Source organism: Streptomyces sp. cg35 (genome assembly GCF_050410835.1).
Classification (GTDB): Bacteria; Actinomycetota; Actinomycetes; order Streptomycetales; family Streptomycetaceae; genus Streptomyces.
Genome location: NZ_CP191268.1, coordinates 3,658,002 through 3,681,521, shown reverse-complemented (window position 1 = coordinate 3,681,521; position 23,520 = coordinate 3,658,002). Strand labels below are relative to the sequence as shown.

The window sequence follows — 23,520 nt, the reverse complement described above, 5'->3', positions numbered from 1 at the left end:
CGCGTCAGGCGGACGGCCGGCCCATCGCCCGGTACGTCCAGCCGGCCTCGCGCCACAGCGAGGGGTCCAGCGCGTTGCGGCCGTCCAGGATGACCCGCTCCGCGGCGACGGCGCCGAGCTCCGCCGGGTCCAGCTCCCGGAACTCCCGCCACTCGGTGAGGTGCAGCACGACGTCCGCGCCCCGCACCGCGTCCAGCGCCGTGTCCGCGTACCCGAGCGTCGGGAAGAGCCGCCGCGCGTTCGCCATGCCCTTCGGGTCGTACACCGTCACCTGGCCGCCCTGCAGGTGGATCTGCCCGGCGACGTTCAGCGCGGGGGAGTCCCGTACGTCGTCGGAGTCCGGCTTGAACGCGGCGCCGAGCACGGCGACCCGCTTGCCCAGGAACGCCCCGCCGCCGAGCGCCTCGCGCGCCATCTCCACCATCGCGCCGCGCCGCCGCATGTTCACGGAGTCGATCTCGCGCAGGAAGGTCAGCGCCTGGTCGGCGCCCAGCTCGCCGGCGCGCGCCATGAACGCCCGGATGTCCTTCGGCAGACAGCCGCCGCCGAAGCCGATCCCGGCCCGCAGGAACTTGTGCCCGATCCGCTCGTCGTAGCCGATCGCCTCGGCCAGCTTCGCGACGTCGCCGCCGGCCGCCTCGCAGACCTCGGCCATGGCGTTGATGAAGGAGATCTTGGTGGCGAGGAAGGAGTTCGCCGCCGTCTTGACCAGCTCGGCGGTCGGGAAGTCGGTCACCACGAAGGGCGTGCCCTCCGCGACCGGCTTCGCGTACACGTCCCGCAGCAGCTTCTCGGCGCGCTCGCTGCCCACGCCGACCACGATCCGGTCGGGGTGCAGCGTGTCGTTCACGGCGAAGCCCTCGCGCAGGAACTCCGGGTTCCACGCCAGCTCCGTGCCCTCGGGCAGCAGTTCGGCCAGCCGCTCCGCCGAGCCGACCGGCACCGTCGACTTGCCGACGACGAGCGCGCCCGGCTTCAGGTGCGGGGCCAGCGAGGAGAAGGCGGCGTCCACGTAGCTCATGTCGCACGCGTACTCGCCGTGCTTCTGCGGCGTGTTCACGCACACGAAGTGCACGTCGCCGAAGGCCGCGGCCTCCGCGAAGTCCATCGTGAAGCGCAGCCGGCCGCTGGACCCCTCGATCCCCGCGACGTGCCGGCGCAGCAGCTCCTCGAGACCGGGCTCGTACATCGGGACCTCGCCCCGCGTGAGCATCTCGATCTTCTCGGGTACGACGTCCAGACCGAGCACCTCGAAGCCGAGCTCGGCCATGGCCGCGGCGTGCGTGGCGCCGAGGTAGCCGGTGCCGATCACGGTGATCTTGAGGGCCATAACGGGGGCTCCAGAGGTGTCGGTGCTGCGTGCGCTGACCGAGCATAGTCGGGGCATGCGCGGGCCCTTCAGCGGGCAACTTTCCCGTTGTCGCGTAACTCACGTATCCCTGGCGTGAGCAGAGATCTAAAATTTGGGTTACTTAACGGTAATTAGCATCGCTTGGAGCGTGAGACACCTTGGCCGGATCGGCTTCCACCCCGGAGTTCGACCTGTACCGCCCGTCCGAGGAGCACGACATGCTCCGGGAGACCATCCGCGCGCTGGCCGAGGCGAAGATCGCCCCCTTCGCCGCCGCGGTGGACGAGGAAGCCCGTTTCCCGCAGGAGGCCCTGGACGCCCTCGTCGCCTCCGACCTGCACGCGGTGCACGTACCGGAGGAGTACGGCGGCGCGGGCGCCGACGCCCTCGCCACGGTCATCGTGATCGAGGAAGTGGCGCGCGCCTGTGTCTCCTCGTCCCTGATCCCGGCCGTGAACAAGCTGGGCTCGCTGCCCGTCATCCTCTCCGGCTCCGAGGAGCTGAAGAAGAAGTACCTGGGCCCGCTCGCCAAGGGCGACGGCATGTTCTCGTACTGCCTCTCCGAGCCGGACGCCGGTTCGGACGCGGCCGGCATGAAGACCCGCGCGGTGCGTGACGGCGACACCTGGGTCCTCAACGGCGTGAAGCGCTGGATCACGAACGCGGGCGTCTCCGAGTACTACACGGTCATGGCGGTCACCGACCCCGACAAGCGCTCGAAGGGCATCTCCGCCTTCGTCGTCGAGAAGTCCGACGAGGGCGTCTCCTTCGGCGCCCCGGAGAAGAAGCTCGGCATCAAGGGCTCGCCGACCCGCGAGGTCTACCTCGACAACGTCCGCATCCCCGCCGACCGCATGATCGGCGCCGAGGGCACCGGCTTCGCCACCGCGATGAAGACCCTCGACCACACCCGCATCACGATCGCCGCGCAGGCGCTCGGTGTCGCCCAGGGCGCCCTCGACTACGCCAAGGGCTACGTCCAGGAGCGCAAGCAGTTCGGCAAGCCGATCGCCGACTTCCAGGGCATCCAGTTCATGCTCGCCGACATGGCGATGAAGATCGAGGCCGCCCGCCAGCTCACGTACGCGGCCGCCGCCAAGTCGGAGCGCGGCGACAAGGACCTCACCTTCCAGGGCGCCGCCGCCAAGTGCTTCGCCTCGGACGTGGCCATGGAGGTCACCACGGACGCCGTCCAGCTGCTCGGCGGCTACGGCTACACCCGTGACTACCCGGTCGAGCGCATGATGCGCGACGCCAAGATCACGCAGATTTATGAAGGCACGAACCAGGTCCAGCGGATCGTTATGGCAAGGAACCTTCCGTAGCCGAACCCTCCGAGCGAGTACGCACGCCCCCGCCCATGCCGGCGGGGGCGTGCGTGCGTGTGGGGCGGACGGCGCCCCTGGGGAACCTGACACGGCACCTCGTACGTCCTTGTCCGTGGACAGCGGAAGGCGCCACGGAGGGGGAAGCGGCGTGGAGCAGTCGAGGTCGGCGCTCGCCGAACAGATCACGGAGCGCAGAAGAGGCGTCGGCGACCCGCGCGCACTGGTCGGTGAGATGAGGCGCGCGGTCCTGCTGGTGCCGGTGTCCGGCGGCGGACTCTGGTCGGCGCGATCGGGCGGGGTGCGGTGGGTGTGCGGGTTCACTGACGAGGCGGCGCTCGCCCGGTTCGCAGAGCTGCGCACAGGTCCCGATCAGCCCATGGACTACGCGGCGCTGCTCGGTGCGCGCATCGTGGACGAGGTCGTTCCCTCCCTGGGCGAACCCGCGGGCCTCGCCGTCGACATCGCGACCGAGGACGGATCGATGTTCTTCCCGCCGGTCGTCGGCATCGTTCCGGACAGCGCCGCCGTCGACGCCGCCGAGCGGCAGGGGGGACACGGTCATGGGCGGTGAAGCAGCCGACCTGCACTTCGGCAAGGAGGCGGTCGCCAAGTTCACCCAGGGCGTCGGCGCGACCATCGATCAGCTCGGCGAGCTGGGCGGGGCCACCGGCTCGGTCATGGGCAAGGGCTTCTCGGAACTGTCGACGACGGGCATGGAGACCGGACACCACGGTCTCTCCGTGGACTTCGAGGACTTCTGCGAGCGCTGGGAATGGGGTGTGCGGGCCCTGGTGCACGACGCCAGTGAGCTCGCGAACCGCCTCGGTCTGGCCGCGGGCACCCAGTGGGAGCACGACCAGTACGTCCAGGGCGCGCTGAAGGTGGGCGTCAACTCCGTGATGGGCGGCAGCCCGTACGCCAGCGAGGAGGAGATCGCCCGGCAGGAATGGGGCGAGGTGTTCACGCCCGATGCCCTGGACCCGGACTGGAGCGCCGAGTCGTGGGACCGGGCCGGTGAGGAGATGGGGCAGACCTGGAAGGACACCGGTCGCACCGTTCTCACCGAGGGGCAGGGCGGCCGGCAGTCGGACGTGCTCAAGGGCGCGCTCGGCATATCCGACGATCAGTGGGACCGGGCGCTGGACGACACCTTCGGCCCGTCGCCGGAGGAACGCGCCCGACAGCAGAGTGAATCCGGGGGGAACTGACGGTGGGTTTCGGCGACATCATCAGCGACATCACACCGGATGTCGTCGAGGACGCGGTCGAGGACGGCGTCGAGTGGGTCGGCAACCGGGTCGAGGACGCCGGCAACTGGACCGCCGACAGGCTGGACGACGTCGGCTGGGAGTCCGGCGCGGACTGGGTGCGCGAGCAGTCCCGCTCGGTCGCCAACCGGATGGGCGCAGAGGTCGACGAGATGGACCTCGGCCAGACCGAGGACAAGACCAAGCTGATCTACGGCAGCCCCGACACGCTCCTCGACAGGGCCAGGCAACTACGCGGTTTCCAGAAGGCCTTCGACACCACGGGCGACGGCATCAAGGGCCTCTCGTCCGACGAGCTCAAGGGCGAGGCGGCCGAGGCGCTGCGCACCGCCGTGAGCAAGCAGCCCCCCAAGTGGTTCACCGGCGCCGACGCCTGCGAGAAGGCGGCCGGCGCCCTGGAGAACTTCGCCGGCACCGTCACCTGGGCCCAGGGCCGGGCCCAGACGGCGATCGACAAGTGGAAGGAGGGCACCAAGGCGTCCGAGGACGCCGCCGACGCCCACCGCAAGAAGGTCGACGACTTCAACAAGGCGGTCGACAAGTACAACGCGCAGCCCGCCGACAAGCGCGACCCGTCGAGCCTGCCGCCGCGCCCCGCCGCCACGTTCGACGACCCGGGCAAGAAGCTGATGCAGGACGCGCAGGACATCCTCGCCGAGGCGCGCAAGCAGCGGAACACCGCCGCGGAGACCGCGTCCACAGCGGTCCGCGCCGCCCGGGACCTCGCCCCGAAGAAGCCCTCCTACGGCGACCAGCTGCGCGACGGGGCCCAGGAGATGCAGCTCGTGGGCGACCACGTCGGCGGCGGCATCATCAAGGGCACCGCGGGGCTGCTCAACTTCGTCCGCGGGCTCAACCCCACGGACCCGTACAACCTCACGCACCCGGCCGAGTACGTGACCAACCTCAACAGCCTGGCCGCGGGACTGGTGATCGCCGCCAACGACCCGGTGGGCACCGGCAAGCAGATGGTCACCGACTTCATGAAGGACCCCGCCGAGGGCGTCGGCCGGCTGATCCCCGATGCCGTGCTGACCGCCGCCACCGGCGGTGGCGGCGCCGCCGTCAAGGCCGCGCGCCTCGCGAAGGACGCGGCCGGCGCCGCGAAGGCCGCGCGCGTCGCGGACGACGTGGCGGACGCCGGGAAGGCCCGCCGGATCGTCGACGACGAACCGGAGGGCACCCACACCCGGCCGGACGGCGACCGCGAAAAGGGCGGCGACCCGGTCGACCTCGCCACCGGCCGGATGTTCCTGCCGCAGACCGACGTCACGCTGCCCGGCATCCTGCCGCTGGTGTTCACCCGTCGTACGGAGTCCGGCTGCGCGGTGGGCCGCTTCATGGGGCCCGCGTGGACGTCCACGGTCGACGAGCGGCTGGAGGTCGACGCGGTCGGTGTCCTCCATGTCACCGCCGAGGGCCTCCTGGTCGCGTACCCGCACCCGGTGCCCGGCGCGCCCACCCGGCCCGGCACCGGGACCACCCGTACCGAACTGGCCAGGGACGCCGACGGCGACTACACCCTCAGCGACCCCGACAGCGGACTGACCTTCCACTTCGACGCCCCCGCGGGCAGCGAACCGGGGGAGGACGGAACCGCCTGGCTGACCGCGATCAGCGAACGCAACGGCCACCGCGTCACCGTCGACCGCGACGAGGACGGCACGCCGAGCGCCCTCGTCGACTCGGCGGGCCGCCACCTGCGGCTGACCGTCACCGACGGCCTGCTCACCGCCCTGTCCCTGGCCGGCGCCGCCGCGGACGGCACGGACCTCCCCCTGATGAACTACGGCTACGAGGACGGCAACCTCACCACCGTCACCAAGCCGTCCGGTGCCGTCACCACCTTCGTCTACGACGACCGACGACGCGTCACCGCCTGGATCGACTCCAACAACAGCCGCTACGACTACGTCTACGACGACCGTGACCGCGTCGTCGCCGAGGGCGGCGAGGCCGGCCACGTCCAGATCACCCTCGCCTACACCGACCCGGACCCGGAGACGGGCCACAGCACCACCACGCTCACCACCGCCGACGGACACGCGACCCGCTATGTGTACGGCCCCGGCCGCCGCCTGGTGACGCTCACCGATCCGCTGGGCCACACCACCCGGTACACGTACGACGCGCGCGGCCACCGGCGGACCCGCACCGACGCGCTGGGCCGTACCACCTCCTTCACGTACGACGAGGACGGCCGGATCGTCTCGGCCACCCGCCCCGACGGAAGCGAACTGCGCACCGTACGCGGCCCGTTCGGCCTGCCGGTGGAGGTCGTGCAGGCGGACGGCACCCGCACGGTCCACACGTACGACGAACGCGGCAACCGCACGACCACCACCGATCAGGCCCGCGCCACCACGCACCACACCTACGACCACGCCGGACGGCTCACCTCCGTCACCGACGCCCTCGGCGCCACCACGGCGGTGGTGTGCGACGCGGCCGGGCTGCCGGTGGCGGTCACCGGACCCGCGGGCGACCTCACCCGCACGGAGCGCGACGCCCTCGGCCGTCCGGTGCGGATCACCGACCCGGTGGGCGGCGTCACGTCCTACGTGTGGGACGCCGACGGACAGCTCGCCCGCCGCACGGGACCCGACGGCGCCACCGAGTCATGGACGTACGACGGAGAGGGCAACTGCCTGACCCACACCGACGCGTCGGGCGGCGTCTCCCGGTTCGAGTACACCCACTTCGATCTGCCGCTGGCCCGCACCGGACCCGACGGCGTCCGCTACGAGTTCACGCACGACGCGCACCTCCACCTCACCCGCGTCACCAACCCGCAAGGGCTGACCTGGGACTACACGTACGACGCCGTCGGCAACATCGTCTCCGAGAGCGACTTCGACGGACGCACGCTCACCTACCGGATGGATGCCGAGGGCCACCTGGCCGCGCGCACCGACGCGCTCGGCGGCACCGTCGCCTTCGAGCGCGACGAGCTCGGCCAGGCGATCCGCAAGGACGTCGACGGCCGGACGACGAGGTACACCTACGACGGCGCGGGACGCCTCCTCGAAGCGGTCGGCCCGGACGGCGAACTGCGCTACCAGTACGACCGTCGCGGCCGGGTCAAGACGGAACTGGTCGACGGCCGCGCCATCGCCTACACCTACGACAAGCTGGGCCGCCGCACGAGCCGCACCACCCCGACCGGCCACGTCACCGGTTACGCCTACGACGCGGGCGGCAGGACCGAGCGGCTGACGACGGGCGGACGCCAGGTCGCCTTCACCCACGACGCCGCGGGACGGGAACTCACCCGCGTCCTCGGGGGAGCACTCACGCTCGCCTCCGCCTGGGACGAGGCCGGACGCCTTGCCGAGCAGCACATCACCGCAGGCGAACGCGCCGTCAACAGCCGCGCCTACTCCTACCGCGCCGACGGCCATCTGCTCGCGGTGGCGGACCGGCTGGCCGGCACCCGCACCTTCGACCTCGACCGGACCGGCCGGGTCACCGCCGTCCACGCCCGCGGCTGGACGGAGCGGTACGCCTACGACGAGGCGGGCAACCAGACCGAGGCGTCCTGGCCGTCGCGGCACCCGGGCAACGAGGCCACCGGAGAGCGCGTCTACACCGGCACCACGATCGCCCGGGCCGGAGCGGTGCGTTTCGAGCACGACGCGCTCGGCCGGATCACGCTCCGGCAGAAGACCCGCCTCTCCCGCAAGCCCGACACCTGGCGCTACACGTGGGACACCGAGAACCGCCTCACCGCCGTGACCACCCCCGACGGCACGCGGTGGCGCTACCGGTACGACCCTCTGGGACGTCGCACGGCCAAGCAGTGCCTGGCACCCGACGGCGAGCACGTCGTCGAGGAGACCAGGTTCACCTGGGACGGCCTCACCCTGTGCGAACAGACCAGCCACCAGCCGGACGGCCCGTCCGTGGTCGCCCTCACCTGGGACCACCAGGACGTCGTCCCGCTGGCCCAGACCGAGCGCATCCTCGACGCCGAGAACGGCCGGGCGGAGATCGACCGCCGGTTCTTCGCCATCGCCACGGACCTCGTCGGCACGCCCACCGAACTCATCGACGAGTCCGGCGACATCGCCTGGCGGTCCCGGTCCACCCTGTGGGGCACCACGGCCTGGGCCCGCGACAGCGGCGCGTACACGCCGCTGCGCTTCCCCGGCCAGTACTACGACCCCGAGACGGGCCTCCACTACAACTACTTCCGCCACTACGACCCCGAGACCGCCCGCTACACCTCGCCCGACCCCCTGGGCCTCGCTCCCGCGCCGAACCCGCTCGCGTACGTGGGCAATCCGCACGCCGGGTCCGACCCGCTGGGGCTCATGCCCAAGTACACGAAGGAGGAGAAGGCCGCCCAGGCCAGGGTGAAGGCCCACGAGACCGCGGAAGACGTCATCAAGCGGGCCGAGGACGGCAAGTTCAAGAAGAGCGGCGCCTACCACGGGGACACCCGGCACGGCTTCAGCGACGAACGGGTGCTGGAGATCCTCAAGAACCCCGACGCGGTGTACCACTCGACCGCGGGCAGTGGACGGCTGGTCTTCCGCCAGGGCGAGGACGTCGTGGTGACCGAGGGCGGCGGCGCCGGGGCGGGCAACGCCATCACGGCCTACGGACCTTCCGGGATCAAGGGTGAATCAGGGGCGAAGGCGCTCGGCGGCCTGCCCAGCGATCCCGGCAGCCCGATTACCCATGCCGACGTCGTGGAAGGCAGGATTCCGGCGAAGAACGGCTTCGTGGCTCCGGCCGAACAGATTCGATGAGGCGGCATTCACCGTGAAACTCACCTTCGACGACAACTGGACCGCGACGGTCACGGGGGAACCGCTGCCCATCACCCCGCGCTTCGACTTCGCGGGGCAGCGGGTGCGCGTCGCGACGTACGGGAGCGCCGAGGAGCAGGAGCGTTTCCAGCTGGACACCTTCGGCAGTCAGGACTGGCTCTGGGACGCGCCCGACGAGGCCAGGTTCGACCCGACGGACCGTCAACTGGTCGGTCTCCAGTTCCAGTTGCCGTACGAGATCGCCGGTGCCGAGGACTGCGCCCGTGTCCCGGACCTGCCCCTCGCCCGTCCGGGCGGCCTGCGTGCGGACGAGGCGCGGGATTTCCGCCTCGAGGCGGCGACCGAGCTCTGCCGCGCTCCGGGCGACAGGGTGCTGACCTGCCTGCGCGACCTCGACGTCCTCGACGAGCCGTTGGAGGCCCGCATCGGCGTCGCCCAGGACGTGGCGCTGCTCGTCCAGCACGGCACCGTCGTCGGCTGGAGCCTGACCGACCCGGTGCGGTACCTGACCAGCGGGTTCGCCGCCCCTGACTCGGCTCCCGCCGCCCAGTCCACTCGGCTGCTGTTCACCGAGAGCCTGGATCTGACCACCTCACCGCTGCTGGACGACGTGAGGCACCGGGACCCGTCGGCCGTGGAGCGGCTCCGGGCACTCCATCAGGCCCTGCGCGCTCAGCGTGAGGACCGCCGCCGGGCCGATGCCCTCCTCGCGCTCATCGGCGACCTGGCCGAGGACTACGGGAGCGGGTGACGCCCCCGGCCGTCAGCTGCCGGAGACGGTGACCTTCTCGTCGTTGTTGAACTGGTCGACGAGCTGCTTGACCTTGGTCTTGTCCCAGAGCAGGTTGCCGTTGACCGAGCCGTTCGTCGGCATGTTCATGGACTTGCCGTCACCGCCGGAGACGCTCTTCATCGCCAGGAACATCGAGCCCAGGTCCCACAGGCTCATGTCCTTGTCGACGACGAGCGAGTCCAGGCCGGCGCCCAGCGTCGGGTACAGCTTGAACGGGTTCATGACGGTCGACGGGGACGCCACCTTGTGGGCGAGCGCCGCGAGGAACGCCTGCTGGTTCTTGGTGCGCTGCAGGTCGGACGCGGCGAAGGCGTGCCGGGTACGGACGAAGGCGAGGGCCTGCTGGCCGTTCAGCGTCTGCTTGCCCGCCTTGAAGTCGGCCCCGGACCACTTGTCCTTGAAGCCTTCCTTCAGGTTCATCTCGACGCCGCCGACCGCGTCCACGATGCTCGCGAAGCCGCCGAAGCCGATCTCCGCGTAGTGGTCGATGTGCAGGCCCGTGTTGGCCTCGACGGTGCGCACGAGCAGCTCGGGGCCGTCCTCCGCGTACGCGGCGTTCAGCTTCACCTGGCGGCCCGTGCCCGGGTAGAGCTTGCCGGACTCGGCGCCCTTGAAGCTCGGGATCGTGACGTTCGAGTCACGCGGCAGCGAGACGAGGGTGTCCCCGTTGCCGCCGACGTGCAGGATCATCATCGTGTCCGTGCGCTTGCCCTCGGCGGAGCCCGTGTGCAGCTCCTTCTTCTGGGCGTCGGACATGCCCTCGCGGCTGTCGGTGCCGACGATCAGGTAGTTCGTGCCGTCGCCCGACTCCGGCCGTTCGATGACCTTGGACAGGTCCACGTCCCGGTTGAGCTTGGAGTCGGCCCAGAAGTACGTGGCGATGCTGGTCACCGCGACCACGCTGACCACGATGATCGCGGTCCACTTGATGCGCTTGCGCCAGTTCGGCGCCGGGCGCGCGGGGCGGCCGGTGGGCGGCCCGTAGTCGCCGCCCCCGCCTCCGCCCCCGCCGTTCCCGGCACGGCTGGGCTGGCCGTACACCTGGCCCGTGTTGTAGCCGCTGTCGTACCCGTTGTCGTACGAGCCCTGGCCGCGCTGGTCGCGGTACAGGTCGTCGTACCCGTCGTCGTACGCGGGCTGCTGCTGCGGGACGGGGCGCTGCACGTGCGGCATGACCCGCGCACCCTCGGGGCGCGCGCTGCCGCTGCCGCGGCCGTAGCCGCCGCGGCTGCCGCCGCTCTGCCTGTCGCTCCGCCCCTCGGGCCAGTCATTCATAAATCCAGTGTGCCGTGCGCGGCTGTGTGCCTTACAAGAGTGGATGGGAAATCGGACCAGGGCTGTTGCAGAGCTGACACAATCGGCGCGCGCATATGGTGGGTGGCATGACAGACCTGGCCCACGGCACGGAGTCCGATATTCCGGGCAAGCCGACCGCTGCTTCCCGTACGACGTTGTCGCACATCATGACGCACAACGACACCAACCTCCTGGGCACGGTGCACGGTGGCGTGATCATGAAACTGGTGGACGACGCGGCGGGCGCCGTGGCCGGCCGGCACTCCGGCGGCCCGGCCGTGACGGCCTCCATGGACGAGATGGCGTTCCTGGAGCCGGTCCGCGTCGGCGACCTCGTCCACGTGAAGGCCCAGGTCAACTGGACCGGACGGACCTCGATGGAGGTCGGCGTGCGGGTCCTGGCCGAGCGCTGGAACGAGTCGACGCCCGCGCAGCAGGTGGGCTCCGCCTACCTGGTCTTCGCCGCGGTGGACTCCGACGGCAAGCCCCGTGCCGTGCCGCCGGTGCTGCCGGAGACCGACCGTGACCGGCGCCGCTACCAGGAGGCCCAGATCCGCCGCCAGCACCGGCTGGCGCGCCGCCGGGCCATCAAGGAGCTGAGGGCCCAGTCGGCCGCCGCATCAAGCCCCTCCGCATCGTCAAGCCCCTCCGGCGATTGAGGAGCGGGGTCCGGGGCGGAGCCCCGAGGCCCGCGCCTCTTTCAGGAGCACGCCACCTGATCCCCGGTGATCGCCCCGTACTCCCCCTGATACGCATCCTCGGCCCGCACCGCCCGCACCCCCTTGTAATCCGCCCCGGCGAGCACCTTCAGCACGGCCCCCTGCCCCTTGACGGCCCTGAGCTGCGCCCCGGGCACCGCCGTGGCCAGGGACTTCGCGGAGCGGTCCCAGCGCGGGTCGTACAGCACGACGGTCTGCTTCGCGGTCCGGCTGTCGGCGTTCACCGGCGCCCGCGTCGTCCGGAACCCGGTGCCCCGCAGCGCGGTGTCGACCTTCTTGCCGAGCCCCGCCGTCATCGTCCCGTTCTCCACCTGCACCCGGATCTGCTGCGGCGAGACACCGACGACGGTCGCCTTCTTCCGGGCATGGTGCGCGGCGAGCGGCTTGTCGTCGCGCAGCGCCTGGAACAGCTTCCCGGACTTCTTCGGGTCCCACTTCACGGTGGAGCCGATGCCCTTGACCGGATAGCTGATGTCCCCGATCGGCACGGTCGTGAACTCCGACGACGACGGCGTGAACGAGCGCATGGCCCGCGCCAGGTCGACCATCTCGTCCGTCCCGAACCCCTTGTCGGCCCGGACGGAGCTGAGCAGCGTCCGCGCCACGTTGCGGAACCTGACCGGGTTGAGCAGCACCCCGGACGACGTCGTCTTCGCGATCAGCGACGCCAGGAAACGCTGCTGGCGCTGCATCCGGCCCAGGTCACCGGCGCCGTCGGTGTGCCGGGCCCGTACGTACTGGAGCGCCTCGCCGCCGTCCAGCTGGTGCGTGCCGACCCCCAGGTCGAGCCCGGTGTAGGAGTCCTTGAGCGGGCGGGCCGTGCAGATCTCGACGCCGCCCAGCACGTCGACCGTCTTCATGAAGCTGGTGAAGTCGACCTCCAGATAGTGGTCGATCTTCACGTGCGTCATGTTCTCGACCGTGCGGACGGTCAGCTGCGGGCCGCCCTCCGCGTACGCCGCGTTGATCTTGACCGGGTGCTCGTGGTGCTTGTCCCCGGTGGTCTGGTCGGTGTGCGGCGGCATCATGGCGTACGAGTCGCGGGGCAGGGAGACGACGGACGCGCGCTCGTGGTCGGCCGAGATGTGCACGATCATGATCGTGTCGGTGCAGTGGCAGGGCGCCCCGCCGAGCCGGTACTTCCGCCGCTCCTCGTCGCTGATCTTGTCGCGGCCGTCGGTGCCGACGAGCAGGACGTTCACGCCGTGTCCGGCGGCCGGGCGGTTCTTCATGTCCTTGAACGGGTCGATCCGGTCGATGCCGGTGTCGATGCCCGTGACGAGCGCGTGCCCGATCCCGGCCGCGGCGAGCACCGTGACGGAGAACGTCGTGGCCACCCGCATGGCCCACCGGGGCTTCTTCCTGCGCAGGGGTTCGCCCGGACGGCGGCCCTGCGCGGGCCGCGGGGGACGCTGCGGACGGGCGGGGGAGCGGGGCGGCGTGGGCACGTGGGGACACCTCCGCGAAGGCGGGCGTGGGACAGGGCCTGTCGTCTCCACAGGCCTTGGCACCGTAGGCCGATACGATCTCCCGACCGCGGTAGTGACTCGGGCGGCGCGCGCCGGTGTCCCCCATTAGCGGTAACGTGACGCCTGATGAACGCGAACTCCGACATGCAGCTTCCGGCCGTATCCGTGATCATGCCCGTCCTCAACGAGGAGCGGCATCTGCGGGAGGCCGTCGAGGCGATCCTGGCGCAGGAGTACGACGGCGAGATGGAGGTCGTGGTCGCTCTCGGCCCGTCCACCGACCGCACGGACGAGATCGCCGCGCAGCTGGTCGCCGAGCACCCCAGCGTGGTCACCGTCCCGAACCCGACGGGCCGCACCCCCGCCGCGCTGAACGCCGCGATCAAGGCCTCCCGCCACCCGGTCGTGGTCCGCGTCGACGGCCACGCCGCGCTCTCCCCGGGCTACATCGCGACCGCCGTCCGCCTCCTGGAGGAGACCGGCGCGATGAACGTCGGCGGCATCATGCACGCCCAGGGCACCAACGCCTGGGAGCAGGCCGTCGCCGCCGCGATGACCTCGAAGATCGGTGTCGGCAACGCGGCCTTCCACACGGGCGGCGAGGCGCAGCAGGCCGAGACGGTCTACCTGGGCGTCTTCCGGCGCGAGGCACTGGAGCAACAGGGCGGCTACAACGAGGAGTTCATCCGCGCCCAGGACTGGGAGCTGAACTTCCGGATCCGCGAGGCCGGCGGCCTGATCTGGTTCTCGCCCGACCTGCTGGTCTCGTACCGCCCGCGCCCGAGCGTCAAGGCGCTCGCCAAGCAGTACAAGGACTACGGCCGCTGGCGCCACGTGGTCGCCCGCTACCACTCGGGCTCCATCAACCTGCGCTACCTCGCCCCGCCGACCGCCGTCGTCGCGATCGCGGCCGGCGTCGTGGTCGGCGCGGCCCTCACGCCGTGGGGCTTCGTGATCCCGGCCGGCTACCTGGCGGCCATCGCCGCCGGTTCCGTCCCAGCGGGCAAGGGCCTGTCGCTCAAGGCGCGCGCCCAGATCCCCGTCGCCCTCGCGACGATGCACATGTCGTGGGGCTGGGGCTTCCTGACCAGCCCGAAGTCGCTGGCGAAGCGCGTCATCGCGTCGCGGCGGCCGGCCGTGCGCAACCCGGAGACAGCTGCCAACTGACGCCTGCAGCGCGGGAGTCGGCCTCCCGCGCCGCAGGCGTGTCGTGTGTCGTTCTTCGCCGACGCTCGTCAGCCGCAGGAATGCGGTGCCGCCGCCTCGCCGAAGAAGATCTGCTTACCGCTCGGGTTGTCCATGATGAGCATTTCGCTGACACAGACTCCGGGGGCCTTGATGCGCACGGGGCCCGCGTAGCTGGAGAACTTGCCGGTATCCGAGTCGTAGCTGGCGTAATCAGGGCCCTTGTAGATGGAGAAGTCCATCTGCGTGGGTGTGCCGACGTACGCGGACTTCACGAAGACGGAACAGTTGTAGGTCCCGTCGTAGTAGTCGTACACCGTGCCGATCAGGTTGGTGTAGCCGCTTCTGTTGGCGTAGACGGACTTCGAGTACACCAAGTTGCCGGCGCATCCGTAACCGGCGGCCGAGGCGGGTGATGCCGCCACGACGGGCGCCACGACACCGACTCCGGCCAGCAGGGCCGCGCAGGTGAGCCATCGGGTGAGCTTGATCATCGGTGCTGGTCTCCTGTCCGGCCGCAGCCGTCAGCCGCAGTGGAAGTAGCCGCCCGCCGGCCACCGGTCCTGGAGGAAGTTCGCGCCACCCGGCCGCCACATGTCCAGTTCGGTGGCGATGCACGTGCCCTTGCCGTTGACCTTCACCGGCCCGGCCTGGTACTTGAAGTACCCGGGGTCCGATGCCTGTCCGCCCTTCTGGGACATCAGCGTCAAGTTCATGCGCGAGCTCACACCGTAGTAGGAGCCGGCCTTGATGGAGATGGCGCAGTTGTAGGTGCCGTCCCAGTACAGGTACGTGGTGGCGACGTGCTTGTGCGGTGAGGTGGTGTAGTCGTAGTTGTTGAGCTGGTCGATCAAGGTCCCGCTGCAGCTGGTGGCGGCCGATGCGGCGGGTGCGACGGCGACCGGTACGGCGATCCCGAAGCCGAACATGACCGATGCGACGCTGATCCAGCGGGCGAGTCTGAACTTGCCGTTCTTGAACATGAGTTGGGTTTCCTGTCTCTCGCCCGGGGTCAGCCGCAGTGGAAGTAGCCGGAGTACGGCACGTGGTCCTGGATGATGTTGTTGCCGCTGAAGTTCCACATGTCGGTCTCGACGGCGACGCAGCGTCCCTTGCCGTAGAACTTGTAGTTCGCGTAGTACAGGTAGTGGCCGTCGTCGTTTCCTATGTATCCGTCGACGTTGGTGTAGCCCTCCACGCGGATGCGCGACGACTTGCCGTAGTACGAGCCACGCTTCACGGCGGCAACGCAGTTGTAGGTGCCGTCCCAGAACAGATACGTGGTCGCGTAGGTCGTGCCGTTGTAGGTGTTGTCCCAGCTGTCGATCTGCGAGCCGTTGCAGCCGTAGGTGGCTGCACTCGCGGTGCTGACAGGCCCCAAGACGCAGGCGGCCGCGGCAGTTGCCAGTACAACTCCGATACGGCCGAGTACCTTGCGCATCGTCTCTCCCCATGGGCATGACGGATCGGCCGACGGACCCGTCGGCGTTCCGTGAATTTCCTGTGAATGGCGAAGGAGATCTTGGCATGAGCACGCCGCATAGTTGCGGATCAAGTGCCAAGTGGCGCAAAAATGGGGGAAGTTGACCGGAAACCGCGCGGGCCCCTCCTCGGAGTGAGGAGGGGCCCGTAGCAGCGAGGGTGGCCTGCCTACCAGCGGTAGGGCTTGTACACGTCCATGCAGGCGTCCTCGTCGGATCCGTTCAGGGCGTCCGCGGTGTCCGGGATGTCGCCCGGCTTCACGGCCTTCTGCTTCGGATACGTACTTCCCTCGCGCCAGTCCGCGCCGACGCTCAGCGTGACGGCCGTGACGCCGTCGGATGCCTGCACCGCGCTCTGGGGAATCCCGAGGGACTGCGCCACCAAGGTCGCGTTCTCCTTGGCCCGGGAACCGGCGTTCTCGGGGTACGCCACCACTGTCGTCCTGAGCGGGAAGGCGGTCGAGTCGGCGGCGGCCCGGGTGAATCCCTTCTGTTGCAGAGTCTGCGCGAGGGCGTTCGCACGCCGGGGCACCGCCGCCTGCCCGGCGCCGTTCGTACCGTTCCTGACCAGCACGGGGAAGGAACCCGCGGTGTCCGCGTCGGCGCTGGGCGACGGCGAGGCGGTCTGCTTGCCGCCGTCGTCCGCGGCATCGTCACTGTTCTTGTCGAGCGCGATGTCGTCGCGGAGCATCGCCCAGATCTTCTCGGCGTCGGCCGTCGCGGGTACCAGATGATTCCGGTTCTGCGGATCTTCGGCCGTCGGCATGGTCAGCGTGGTCATGCGCTTGGCGGGAACCTGCTTGAGCTGCATGGAGAGGTCGTAGAGCTTCTTCACCGTACCGACTTCCTCGGAGACCTTGAGGGCCTTCGTGGCGGACTCCGCCAGGTTCAGGAGCCGGCCGCTGTCGGAGAACGCATTCTGCTCTCTGAGCGTCCGGAGCATCGAGCTCATGTACATGTGCTGCGCTTTGGCGCGGCCCAGGTCGCTGTAGAAGGCGTGCCGGGTACGGAGCCACTGAAGTGCCGACTTGCCCTTGACCTTGTGATCCCCGGCAGTCAGCTTGAGGCCGGAGCCACCCGGAACGCCGGGCAGCGGGCGGTCCCAGACGTTCTGCTTGACGCACACGTTCACCCCGCCGACGGCGTCGGCCATCGTGACGACACCGGCGAAGTCCACCATCATCCAGTGGTCGATGTACAAGCCGGTGAGCTTCTCCCACGTGGCCAGGGTGCATCCGGGGCCGCCGCGCTGGAGGGACTCGTTGATGATGGTGTTCGTCGCCGCGTACTTGGTGTGGGATTCCCGGTCTTCGCACGCGGGGATGTTCACCCGGGTGTCCCGCGGGATGCTGACGATCGACGCGTTCTCGCGATCGGCGGAGATGTGGATGAGCATCTGCACGTCGGCCAAGGGCTTGCTGCCGACGCTCCCTTTGCTTCCGCCCAGTTTCACGTTCTCGGCCGAGTTCCGGCTGTCGGATCCGATCAACAGGATGTTGATCGGCGTCTGCCCGGCGGCGTTCGGCTCAGCCTTCTTCACGCCCGTGTCGGCGCTGCTCCGCTCGCCCTTCTCGATGTTGTTGTTGAGGTGTTGGTACCAGAGGTAGCCGGCGCCGGCCGCGCCCAGTATGAGCACGGCAAGGGTGAGCGCGGTCCAGCGCAGTACCCGGCGTGCCCGTCGGCGCCGCGGGCGGCCGGTGGCTCTGCGCCGTCCACTGCCCTGTGCGTCGTCCCCTTTGGTGGGCCGTCCGTCGGCGTCCGGCCGGGAGCCGTCCGCGTACAAGGTCTCGTCCCAGCCCAATTCTCCAGCCGCGGACGACGGTTCTCTGTGCTTGCCGTTCGGTCGTGAGCGCTCCCCGCGCACACTGCTTCGCCCCATGCCCCGCCCCACCCTCCCGCCCTGTGGCCATAACTCGGCCGCCCCGACTGTCGGTTGGTTAGACAGTCAAGGGGCGGCTGAGGTTGGTCACTTGGCGCACACAGTCTTGTCCGCTGTTGTTTTGTCCACGTCCGGCGCCGATGCCGAACCGCTGATGGGTGTCCCCGCACCCTTGAAGTCGGAGCCGAGGACGAGAATCATCGCCGGCAGCCCCTGGTCGTTCGTCTCGCTCTTGCCCTCCTTGAGGGCAGAGGCCGACAGGCCCATGATGTCGGCCAGCCGCCGTGCCTGGTCGGCTTGGTCGGGCGAGTACTCCAGGGTCGTCCGGCTCTGCTTCTGAGGCGCGTTGCCCAGTTGGCTGGACTTGCCGACACCCTTGTCGTTCTGGAGCCAGGTGACGGTCGCCTGAGCCGCTCCGGGCGTGGAGCTGCCGTTGTAGATGTCGACACGCACGTCGGATGCCGCCGACTTGGGGCCCTTCAGCTTGGCGGACTCGGCGGCCTTCTGCTTCTTCTTCGTCTCCGTCAGCGAGACGTCGTCCTTGATCGCGCTGAACACCTGAGGCGCGGCCGATTCGTTGAGCACGACGGTGGCGTGGATCTTCTCGGCCGGGTTGTCGATGACCGGGGTGGTCACGAACGAGAGGTTCTTGGTCGGCACCTTCTTCAGCTCGAGGGCCACATCCTTGAGCTTGGTCAGACTCCCTATGCCCTTGTCGACCGTGAGCGCCTTGGTCGCGGCCTCGGCGAGGTTCGTCAGCTTCCTCGGGTTCGTGAGGGTGTCGCCCGAACTCATCTTGCGAGCCAGAGAACTGAGGAACTGCTGCTGCACCTTGATGCGGTCGAGGTCGCCCTTGTTCCCCCAGCTGTGCCGGGTGCGCAGGAACGCGAGCGCTTCCTCGCCCATCAGATTGTGCTCACCCGCCTTCAGGTCGAGATGCGAGTCGTCGTCGTTGACGTCCTTCGCGAGACAGACGCCCACGCCGCCCACTGCCGTCGACAGGGTCTTCACCGCGTTGAAGTCCGCCATCATGAAGTGGTCCACGGTGATCCCGGTGACCGCTTTGATGGTCGCCATGGTGCAGCCGGCGTCCCGGCCGTCCTGTCCCAGGCTGGTGTTGAAGCGGACGTTCTCCGTACCGGGGATGGTCTTGAGCTGACCGTTCTCGTCCTTCACCTGGCAGTCCGGCACGTCCACGATCAGGTCGCGCGGGATGCTCAGCGCGGTGGCGTTCGAGCGGTCCTTGGAGACGTGCAGCAGCACGTTCGTGTCGGCGTGGCCGACGCTGCCCTTGTCGCCGTAGCCCTCGTTGCCCTTACCGGTGCGCTTGTCGGTGCCGATGACGAGGATGTTGAACGCCTCGTCCTTGCTGAAGCCGTTCTTGGCGCCGACGACGTCCTGCGTGGTGATGTTGCCGTTGAGGTGCTGGTAGTAGAAGTAGCCGCCCGCCGCGGTGGCGAGGACCACGAAGGCCAGGCTGCCGGCCGACCACAGCAGCACCTTCTTGCCCGTCGACTTCTTCTTCTTGGCCTTCGAGCGGCGCCGGCCCGGCCCGGAGGCCTGTGCCTGCGGCTCGCGCCGCCTGCGCTGCGGGGGCACGTCCTGCTGATCCCGCTGATTTCGCTGGTCCCGTTGATCCCGTCCGCCGCCACGGGGTGCGGAGCGGCGGGGCCCCGGTACCGGCGACTGCCCTCCGGAAGGGCTCAGTCGCAGTTCGTAATCACCGGTCTGCGGGTTCAGGACCCACTGGTCTGCGGGGTCGATGTTCTCCGCCCGCCCACGGCCTTGCGCGTCCACGGTTGTCTGCGTCCTCCGTCGGGGCCACGCGGCGCCCCACCCCCCTCAAAGCGGGCGCCCGGTCAGTCGATAAGCAGTGCGCGACCGCGCCAGGGCAGCAGGGCCGGGTGCACCGGATCGCTCACACTATCCGCCCAGTTCAGCGTCAAGCGACGACGGTGACAAATTCCACTCCCCTACAACTGGGCAATCCGGACCATTTTCAGAACCTGTGTGCCACCTGATGACTTCTGCTTTACCCAGAGGCTGTTGAGGCGACTCAACCGCACGCATCCTGCCGGGCGGTGTTGCCGCGGAACGTGGGGGTGGGGGAGGGCTCGGCGGACGGCGAACCGGACGCCGACGGTCCGGCGCCGGGCTTCCCGTCGTCCCACTCGCCGTCCTCGTCGGAGTAGTACTCCTCGTCGTACTCGCCCTCCTCGTACGACGCTTCCTCGTCCGAGATGTCCGACCCGTCTCCGTTGTCGGTGGATTGATCGGTCTCGGCCTGTACGTCGGCGGGGGTCTCCTTCGAGACGACGAGCGGGGCGTCGGTGCGCAGCCGCGTGAACAGCCGCTCCGCGGCGGGCTGGACGAGCTGGTCGCGGTTGGCGTTGTAGATGTACGACTGCCGCGGCACGGTCAGGAACTGGATGCGGTCGGCGGGGATGTCGCGCATCCCGCGGACGAGGTCGTACAGCCCGCGCAGGCTCGCCAGGCCCGGGTCGGTGGTGAGGGAGGAGGTGGCCGCGTCGAGCACCGGGTAGAGCTTCGTCGGATTCAGCAGCACACCGCTGCTCTGTACCTTCTCCACCAGCGCGCCGAGGAAGCGCTGCTGGCGGTCCATCCGGTCGGTGTCGCTGCCGTTGCCGATGCTCTTGCGGGCGCGTACGTAACCGAGGGCCTGCTCGCCGTTCAGGACGTGCCGGCCCGGCGCCAGCTTCAGATGCGCGTCGGCGTCGTCGATCGGCTTGTCCAGGCACACCTCGACGCCGTCGACGGCGTCGACCATGTCCTTGAACCCGTCGAAGTCGACGACCATGTGATGGTCGATGCGCACGCCCGTCAGCTTCTCGACCGTACGGATGGTGCAGGCCGAACCGCCCACCTCGAACGCGTAGTTGAACATGGCGAACATCGGCTCGATGCGGTCGCCGTTCTGCTTGCGGCAGGCCGGTACGTCGACCATCAGGTCCCGCGGGAACGAGACGGCGGTCGCGCTCTTCCGGTCCGCCGCGACGTGCAGCAGGATCGTGGTGTCCGAGCGCTGGGTGCCGTCGTTGCGGCCGTACTTGCTGTTCGCCCCGGCCCGCGAGTCGGACCCGATGAGCAGCAGGTTCTGCGCCCCGTCGACCAGGACGGTGGGGCGCTCCTTCTCGTAGCGGGCGAGCTCCGCGGCGGTCGCCGAGTCCTCGGTGATGTTCCCGCTGAGCTTCTCGTACGCGATCCAGCCCGCGCCGCCGGCCACGAGCACCAGCAGCGCCGCGGCGATCGCCGAGTACCGCAGCCATCTCCTCCGGCGCCGGACCCGCCCGGCACCGGTCGGGGACGAGCCGCCGCCCGGGCCGAGCGGCGCACCGCCGTCGCTCGACGGAGGCACGGCTGCGGAGTCGGTCACGGGTCCCCCTCGTGGTGACGTAGAAGACGTGTCAGTCATGACGTCTGCGTCGTGGGCGGACGCATGCGTCTCTACGACCATGGACCCCGCCGCGGCGGGGGGCCGGGAGAGCTGAGCCGAACGGGGTACGCGGCTCTACCGCGCGGTGGCGGTGACCCGTTCGCTCTCGACGCGCTTGGCGAGGGCCTCCTCGTCGAGCCGGTCGAGGTTGCGGCACAGCACCACGGAACCGCCGGTCGCCAGCGGGGCGAGGAGTCCGGCGCTCAGGCCCTGCCAGCTGTCGTACGGGAGTCCGGACAGCAGGCGCGCGCCCGGCCCGGTCAGACCGAGCCCCGGAGCGTCGGCGGTCGCCTTCTCGACGACCTCGGCGCCGGACCACTCGGCCCCGGCGACGACGAGCGCGGGCTCGTCCGGGGCGACGGGGGAGAACGGCGCGAACCGGTCGCCCTGCCCCGGCACCTCCACGGCGTAGTCCACGAACCCCTCGGGCGGCTGCGGGAACCGCCCGCCCAGCGGCCGCAGCGCGAGCGCGACCCGCTCACCGGAACAGGCGCGGGCCGCGTCCAGCGTGTCCGGCCCGCTGACCACCAGATCGGCCCGGGCCGGATCCCCGCCGACCTCGGCGACGACCCCGACCGACGAACAGGCCAGCAGCCACACGGCGGTCTGCCAGTGCGCGGGCAGCAGCACGGCGACCCGGTCCCCGGGCTCGGCGTTCAGGTCGCCCTGCAGCAGATTGGCGGTCTTGGCGACCCAGTTCGCGAACGTCGCCACGGACAGCTCCACGCGTTCCCCGGTGGCGTCGTCGTAGAAGGTGACGAGCGGCCGCCCCGGATCATCGGCGAGAGCGGCCTGGAGCAGAGCGGCGGGAGTACGGTTCGCGGCATTCACCCGAGCCACCCTACGCGGGGTGCCTCCGGCGGTTGAGCGACCCCGACGCGCGACGGCGCGGGCCGCGCCGACCGGGTCATCCGCGTCTCGGTCCCGGTCGCCCGCGCCCTCCCGCGCCCGGCATCCGCCCAGCCCCCGCACCCGACGCCCAGTCATCCGCGTCCCGCCCCCGACACCCGCCCCCACCTGCCGACCCGCTGCATCCGAGTGGCGTCGCCCCCCGACGCCCCGTCACGGCCCCACCCCGCCCCCGGACTTCACCCCAACACTCGTATGACACTCCCCGATGGCCGGAATCATCCCGGTATGGCCACGATCGTGGGCATGCGTGGTTTCCTTGCTTCCTCGATCGGCGTCACCTGCGCGGCCGCCCTCGCCCTCCCGCTCACCCTGCCCGCCGCCTCACACGCCGCGCCGGCCCCGGCGCGGGAGTCGGTCCCGGGCAGCACCCAGTCCCTCGCCCTCGGCTCCCTCGCCGCCGACCGCGCCGTCGGCGCGGCCCGGGAACAGGGTCTGCCGCAGCGCGACGTCCGCCCGTTCTCCCTCGTCGGCGTCGTCTGGGACGACCCGAACACCGAACTCCACGGCCAGGTCCAGGTCCGTACCCGGACCACCGGTACGACCACCTGGTCCGCCTGGCAGGACGTGGAGACCCACAACGACGACGCCCCGGACCTGGACAGCTCCGAACACACCTCCGGTCACGTCCGCGGTTCCACCGCTCCCCTCTGGGTCGGCGACTCCGACGGCGTGGAGGTGCGGGTGAAGGCCGACGAGCCCGCGGCCACCCGCGCCGCCGCCGAGCCCCTCCCCAAGGGCCTGCGCCTCGAACTCGTGGACCCGGGCGCGGAGCCCCCGCCCCAGGGCGCCCCCGTCGACGCCGCCCGCGCCACCACCCTGACCGCGGAGACCGCCGCGTCCTCCGCCGTGAACGCCGAGCTCGCCCCGCTCGGCGCCACCGCCGTACCCGCCCTGACCAAGAAGGCGACGGAGGACGAGCTGATCGAGGCCCGCGGCGGCGACGCGAGCGCCACGAAGGCCCGCCCGTACGTCGGGGCCCGCCCGCGCATCATCACGCGCAAGGGCTGGGGCGCCGACGAGAAGCTGCGCGAGAAGCAGTTCGGCTACACGAAGACGGTGAAGGCCGCCTTCGTGCACCACAGTGCTTCCGGCAACAACTACCGCTGCTCACAAGCCTCTTCGGTCATCCGCAGTATCTACCGCTACCACGTCAAGAGCAGTGGCTGGCGTGACATCGGCTACAACTTCCTCGTGGACAAGTGCGGAAACATCTACGAAGGCCGGGCGGGCGGCGTCGCCAAGCCGGTGATGGGCGCACACACCCTCGGCTTCAACACCAACAGCATGGGCATCGCGGTCCTGGGCTCCTTCGGCGGCTCCAACCCGCCCGCCGCCGCGGTGAACGCCATCGCCAGGCTCACCGCCTGGAAGCTCGGGCTGTACGGGGCAAATCCGCGCGGTACGACATATCTCAAGTCGGGTGGTGGCAATCTGTACCGCAAGGGAAAGAATGTACGACTACATGTGATCTCCGGCCACCGGGACGGGTTCGCAACCGAATGCCCGGGACGCCGTCTCTACAACAAACTCGGCAAGGCCCGCTCCAGCTCCGCCCACCTCCAGGGCCGCTGACGCCGGCCGGCCCGGGTCTCGCACGGTCTGCATACACT

Annotated in this window: 18 protein-coding genes; 8 read left to right on the top strand and 10 right to left on the bottom strand. The window is 70.0% G+C overall.

Annotated features, from left to right (window positions below):
• Positions 1-4: 4 nt before the first annotated feature.
• Positions 5-1,330, bottom strand: a complete 1,326-nt coding sequence (locus tag ACQUQD_RS16660; protein WP_428952869.1) for a UDP-glucose dehydrogenase family protein — start codon at positions 1,328-1,330, stop codon at positions 5-7.
• A 179-nt stretch (positions 1,331-1,509) separates the two neighbouring features.
• On the opposite strand from ACQUQD_RS16660, the gene ACQUQD_RS16655 reads away from it, so the two are divergent.
• The 5 genes from ACQUQD_RS16655 to ACQUQD_RS16635 all read left to right on the top strand — a co-directional run bounded on the left by ACQUQD_RS16655 (position 1,510) and on the right by ACQUQD_RS16635 (position 9,473).
• The gene (locus tag ACQUQD_RS16655) at positions 1,510-2,676 is read left to right on the top strand and encodes an acyl-CoA dehydrogenase (protein WP_428952868.1); all 1,167 of its coding nucleotides are present in this window, start codon (positions 1,510-1,512) and stop codon (positions 2,674-2,676) included.
• A gap of 151 nt (positions 2,677-2,827) precedes the next feature.
• Positions 2,828-3,250 (top strand): hypothetical protein, encoded by a 423-nt coding sequence (locus ACQUQD_RS16650; protein WP_428952867.1) that lies wholly within the window; start codon positions 2,828-2,830, stop codon positions 3,248-3,250.
• The gene (locus ACQUQD_RS16645; RefSeq protein ID WP_428952866.1) at positions 3,240-3,887 is read left to right on the top strand and encodes a hypothetical protein; all 648 of its coding nucleotides are present in this window, start codon (positions 3,240-3,242) and stop codon (positions 3,885-3,887) included. Before ACQUQD_RS16650 ends, ACQUQD_RS16645 begins: the two co-directional genes overlap by 11 nt.
• A gap of 2 nt (positions 3,888-3,889) precedes the next feature.
• Positions 3,890-8,701 (top strand): putative T7SS-secreted protein, encoded by a 4,812-nt coding sequence (locus tag ACQUQD_RS16640; protein WP_428952865.1) that lies wholly within the window; start codon positions 3,890-3,892, stop codon positions 8,699-8,701.
• A gap of 13 nt (positions 8,702-8,714) precedes the next feature.
• On the top strand, positions 8,715-9,473 hold the full coding sequence (locus ACQUQD_RS16635; protein ID WP_428952864.1) for a hypothetical protein: 759 nt from the start codon (positions 8,715-8,717) through the stop codon (positions 9,471-9,473).
• A gap of 12 nt (positions 9,474-9,485) precedes the next feature.
• Here ACQUQD_RS16635 and ACQUQD_RS16630 read toward each other — a convergent pair whose 3' ends face one another.
• Positions 9,486-10,790, bottom strand: a complete 1,305-nt coding sequence (locus tag ACQUQD_RS16630) for an LCP family protein (protein ID WP_428952863.1) — start codon at positions 10,788-10,790, stop codon at positions 9,486-9,488.
• 107 nt (positions 10,791-10,897) lie between these two features.
• On the opposite strand from ACQUQD_RS16630, the gene ACQUQD_RS16625 reads away from it, so the two are divergent.
• Positions 10,898-11,470, top strand: coding sequence for an acyl-CoA thioesterase (locus ACQUQD_RS16625; protein WP_428952862.1), 573 nt, complete (start codon positions 10,898-10,900; stop codon positions 11,468-11,470).
• Positions 11,471-11,511: 41 nt separating this feature from the next.
• Here the strand turns inward: ACQUQD_RS16625 and ACQUQD_RS16620 are convergent, their stop codons facing one another.
• Positions 11,512-12,978, bottom strand: a complete 1,467-nt coding sequence (locus ACQUQD_RS16620) for an LCP family protein (protein WP_428952861.1) — start codon at positions 12,976-12,978, stop codon at positions 11,512-11,514.
• Positions 12,979-13,125: 147 nt separating this feature from the next.
• Between ACQUQD_RS16620 and ACQUQD_RS16615 the strand changes: the two genes are divergently transcribed.
• Positions 13,126-14,166 carry a glycosyltransferase family 2 protein gene (locus ACQUQD_RS16615; protein WP_428952860.1) on the top strand — a complete coding sequence of 347 codons (1,041 nt, stop codon included), beginning with the start codon at positions 13,126-13,128 and terminating at the stop codon, positions 14,164-14,166.
• Positions 14,167-14,234: 68 nt separating this feature from the next.
• On the opposite strand, the gene ACQUQD_RS16610 is transcribed toward ACQUQD_RS16615, so the two are convergent.
• From ACQUQD_RS16610 to ACQUQD_RS16580, 7 genes are all read right to left on the bottom strand, one after another.
• Entirely contained in the window at positions 14,235-14,678 is a 444-nt protein-coding gene (locus tag ACQUQD_RS16610; protein ID WP_428952859.1) for a hypothetical protein, read from the bottom strand.
• Positions 14,679-14,708: 30 nt separating this feature from the next.
• A complete protein-coding gene (locus ACQUQD_RS16605) occupies positions 14,709-15,167 on the bottom strand; it encodes a hypothetical protein (RefSeq protein ID WP_428952858.1) in 459 nt (152 codons plus the stop codon).
• 29 nt (positions 15,168-15,196) lie between these two features.
• Positions 15,197-15,625: a hypothetical protein gene (locus ACQUQD_RS16600; protein WP_428952857.1), complete on the bottom strand. Its 429-nt coding sequence runs from the start codon at positions 15,623-15,625 to the stop codon at positions 15,197-15,199.
• A gap of 209 nt (positions 15,626-15,834) precedes the next feature.
• Positions 15,835-17,544: an LCP family protein gene (locus tag ACQUQD_RS16595; RefSeq protein ID WP_428952856.1), complete on the bottom strand. Its 1,710-nt coding sequence runs from the start codon at positions 17,542-17,544 to the stop codon at positions 15,835-15,837.
• Between the two features lie 87 nt (positions 17,545-17,631).
• Positions 17,632-19,341, bottom strand: a complete 1,710-nt coding sequence (locus ACQUQD_RS16590; protein ID WP_428952855.1) for an LCP family protein — start codon at positions 19,339-19,341, stop codon at positions 17,632-17,634.
• Between the two features lie 259 nt (positions 19,342-19,600).
• Positions 19,601-20,938 (bottom strand): LCP family protein, encoded by a 1,338-nt coding sequence (locus tag ACQUQD_RS16585; protein ID WP_428952854.1) that lies wholly within the window; start codon positions 20,936-20,938, stop codon positions 19,601-19,603.
• Between the two features lie 135 nt (positions 20,939-21,073).
• On the bottom strand, positions 21,074-21,829 hold the full coding sequence (locus tag ACQUQD_RS16580; RefSeq protein ID WP_428952853.1) for a TIGR03089 family protein: 756 nt from the start codon (positions 21,827-21,829) through the stop codon (positions 21,074-21,076).
• Positions 21,830-22,135: 306 nt separating this feature from the next.
• Here ACQUQD_RS16580 and ACQUQD_RS16575 point away from each other — a divergent pair, with 306 nt between their 5' ends.
• Positions 22,136-23,482, top strand: a complete 1,347-nt coding sequence (locus ACQUQD_RS16575) for a peptidoglycan recognition protein family protein (RefSeq protein WP_428952852.1) — start codon at positions 22,136-22,138, stop codon at positions 23,480-23,482.
• The last annotated feature ends 38 nt before the right edge of the window (positions 23,483-23,520 follow it).

Coding starts and splice junctions, on each gene's coding strand:
- ACQUQD_RS16575 (WP_428952852.1), top strand. CDS start 22,136: ATGGCCACGATCGTGGGCATGCGTGGTTTCCTTGCTTCCTCGATCGGC.
- ACQUQD_RS16610 (WP_428952859.1), bottom strand. CDS start 14,678: ATGATCAAGCTCACCCGATGGCTCACCTGCGCGGCCCTGCTGGCCGGA.
- ACQUQD_RS16605 (WP_428952858.1), bottom strand. CDS start 15,167: ATGTTCAAGAACGGCAAGTTCAGACTCGCCCGCTGGATCAGCGTCGCA.
- ACQUQD_RS16600 (WP_428952857.1), bottom strand. CDS start 15,625: ATGCGCAAGGTACTCGGCCGTATCGGAGTTGTACTGGCAACTGCCGCG.
- ACQUQD_RS16595 (WP_428952856.1), bottom strand. CDS start 17,544: ATGGGGCGAAGCAGTGTGCGCGGGGAGCGCTCACGACCGAACGGCAAG.
- ACQUQD_RS16615 (WP_428952860.1), top strand. CDS start 13,126: ATGAACGCGAACTCCGACATGCAGCTTCCGGCCGTATCCGTGATCATG.
- ACQUQD_RS16625 (WP_428952862.1), top strand. CDS start 10,898: ATGACAGACCTGGCCCACGGCACGGAGTCCGATATTCCGGGCAAGCCG.
- ACQUQD_RS16660 (WP_428952869.1), bottom strand. CDS start 1,330: ATGGCCCTCAAGATCACCGTGATCGGCACCGGCTACCTCGGCGCCACG.
- ACQUQD_RS16630 (WP_428952863.1), bottom strand. CDS start 10,790: ATGAATGACTGGCCCGAGGGGCGGAGCGACAGGCAGAGCGGCGGCAGC.
- ACQUQD_RS16645 (WP_428952866.1), top strand. CDS start 3,240: ATGGGCGGTGAAGCAGCCGACCTGCACTTCGGCAAGGAGGCGGTCGCC.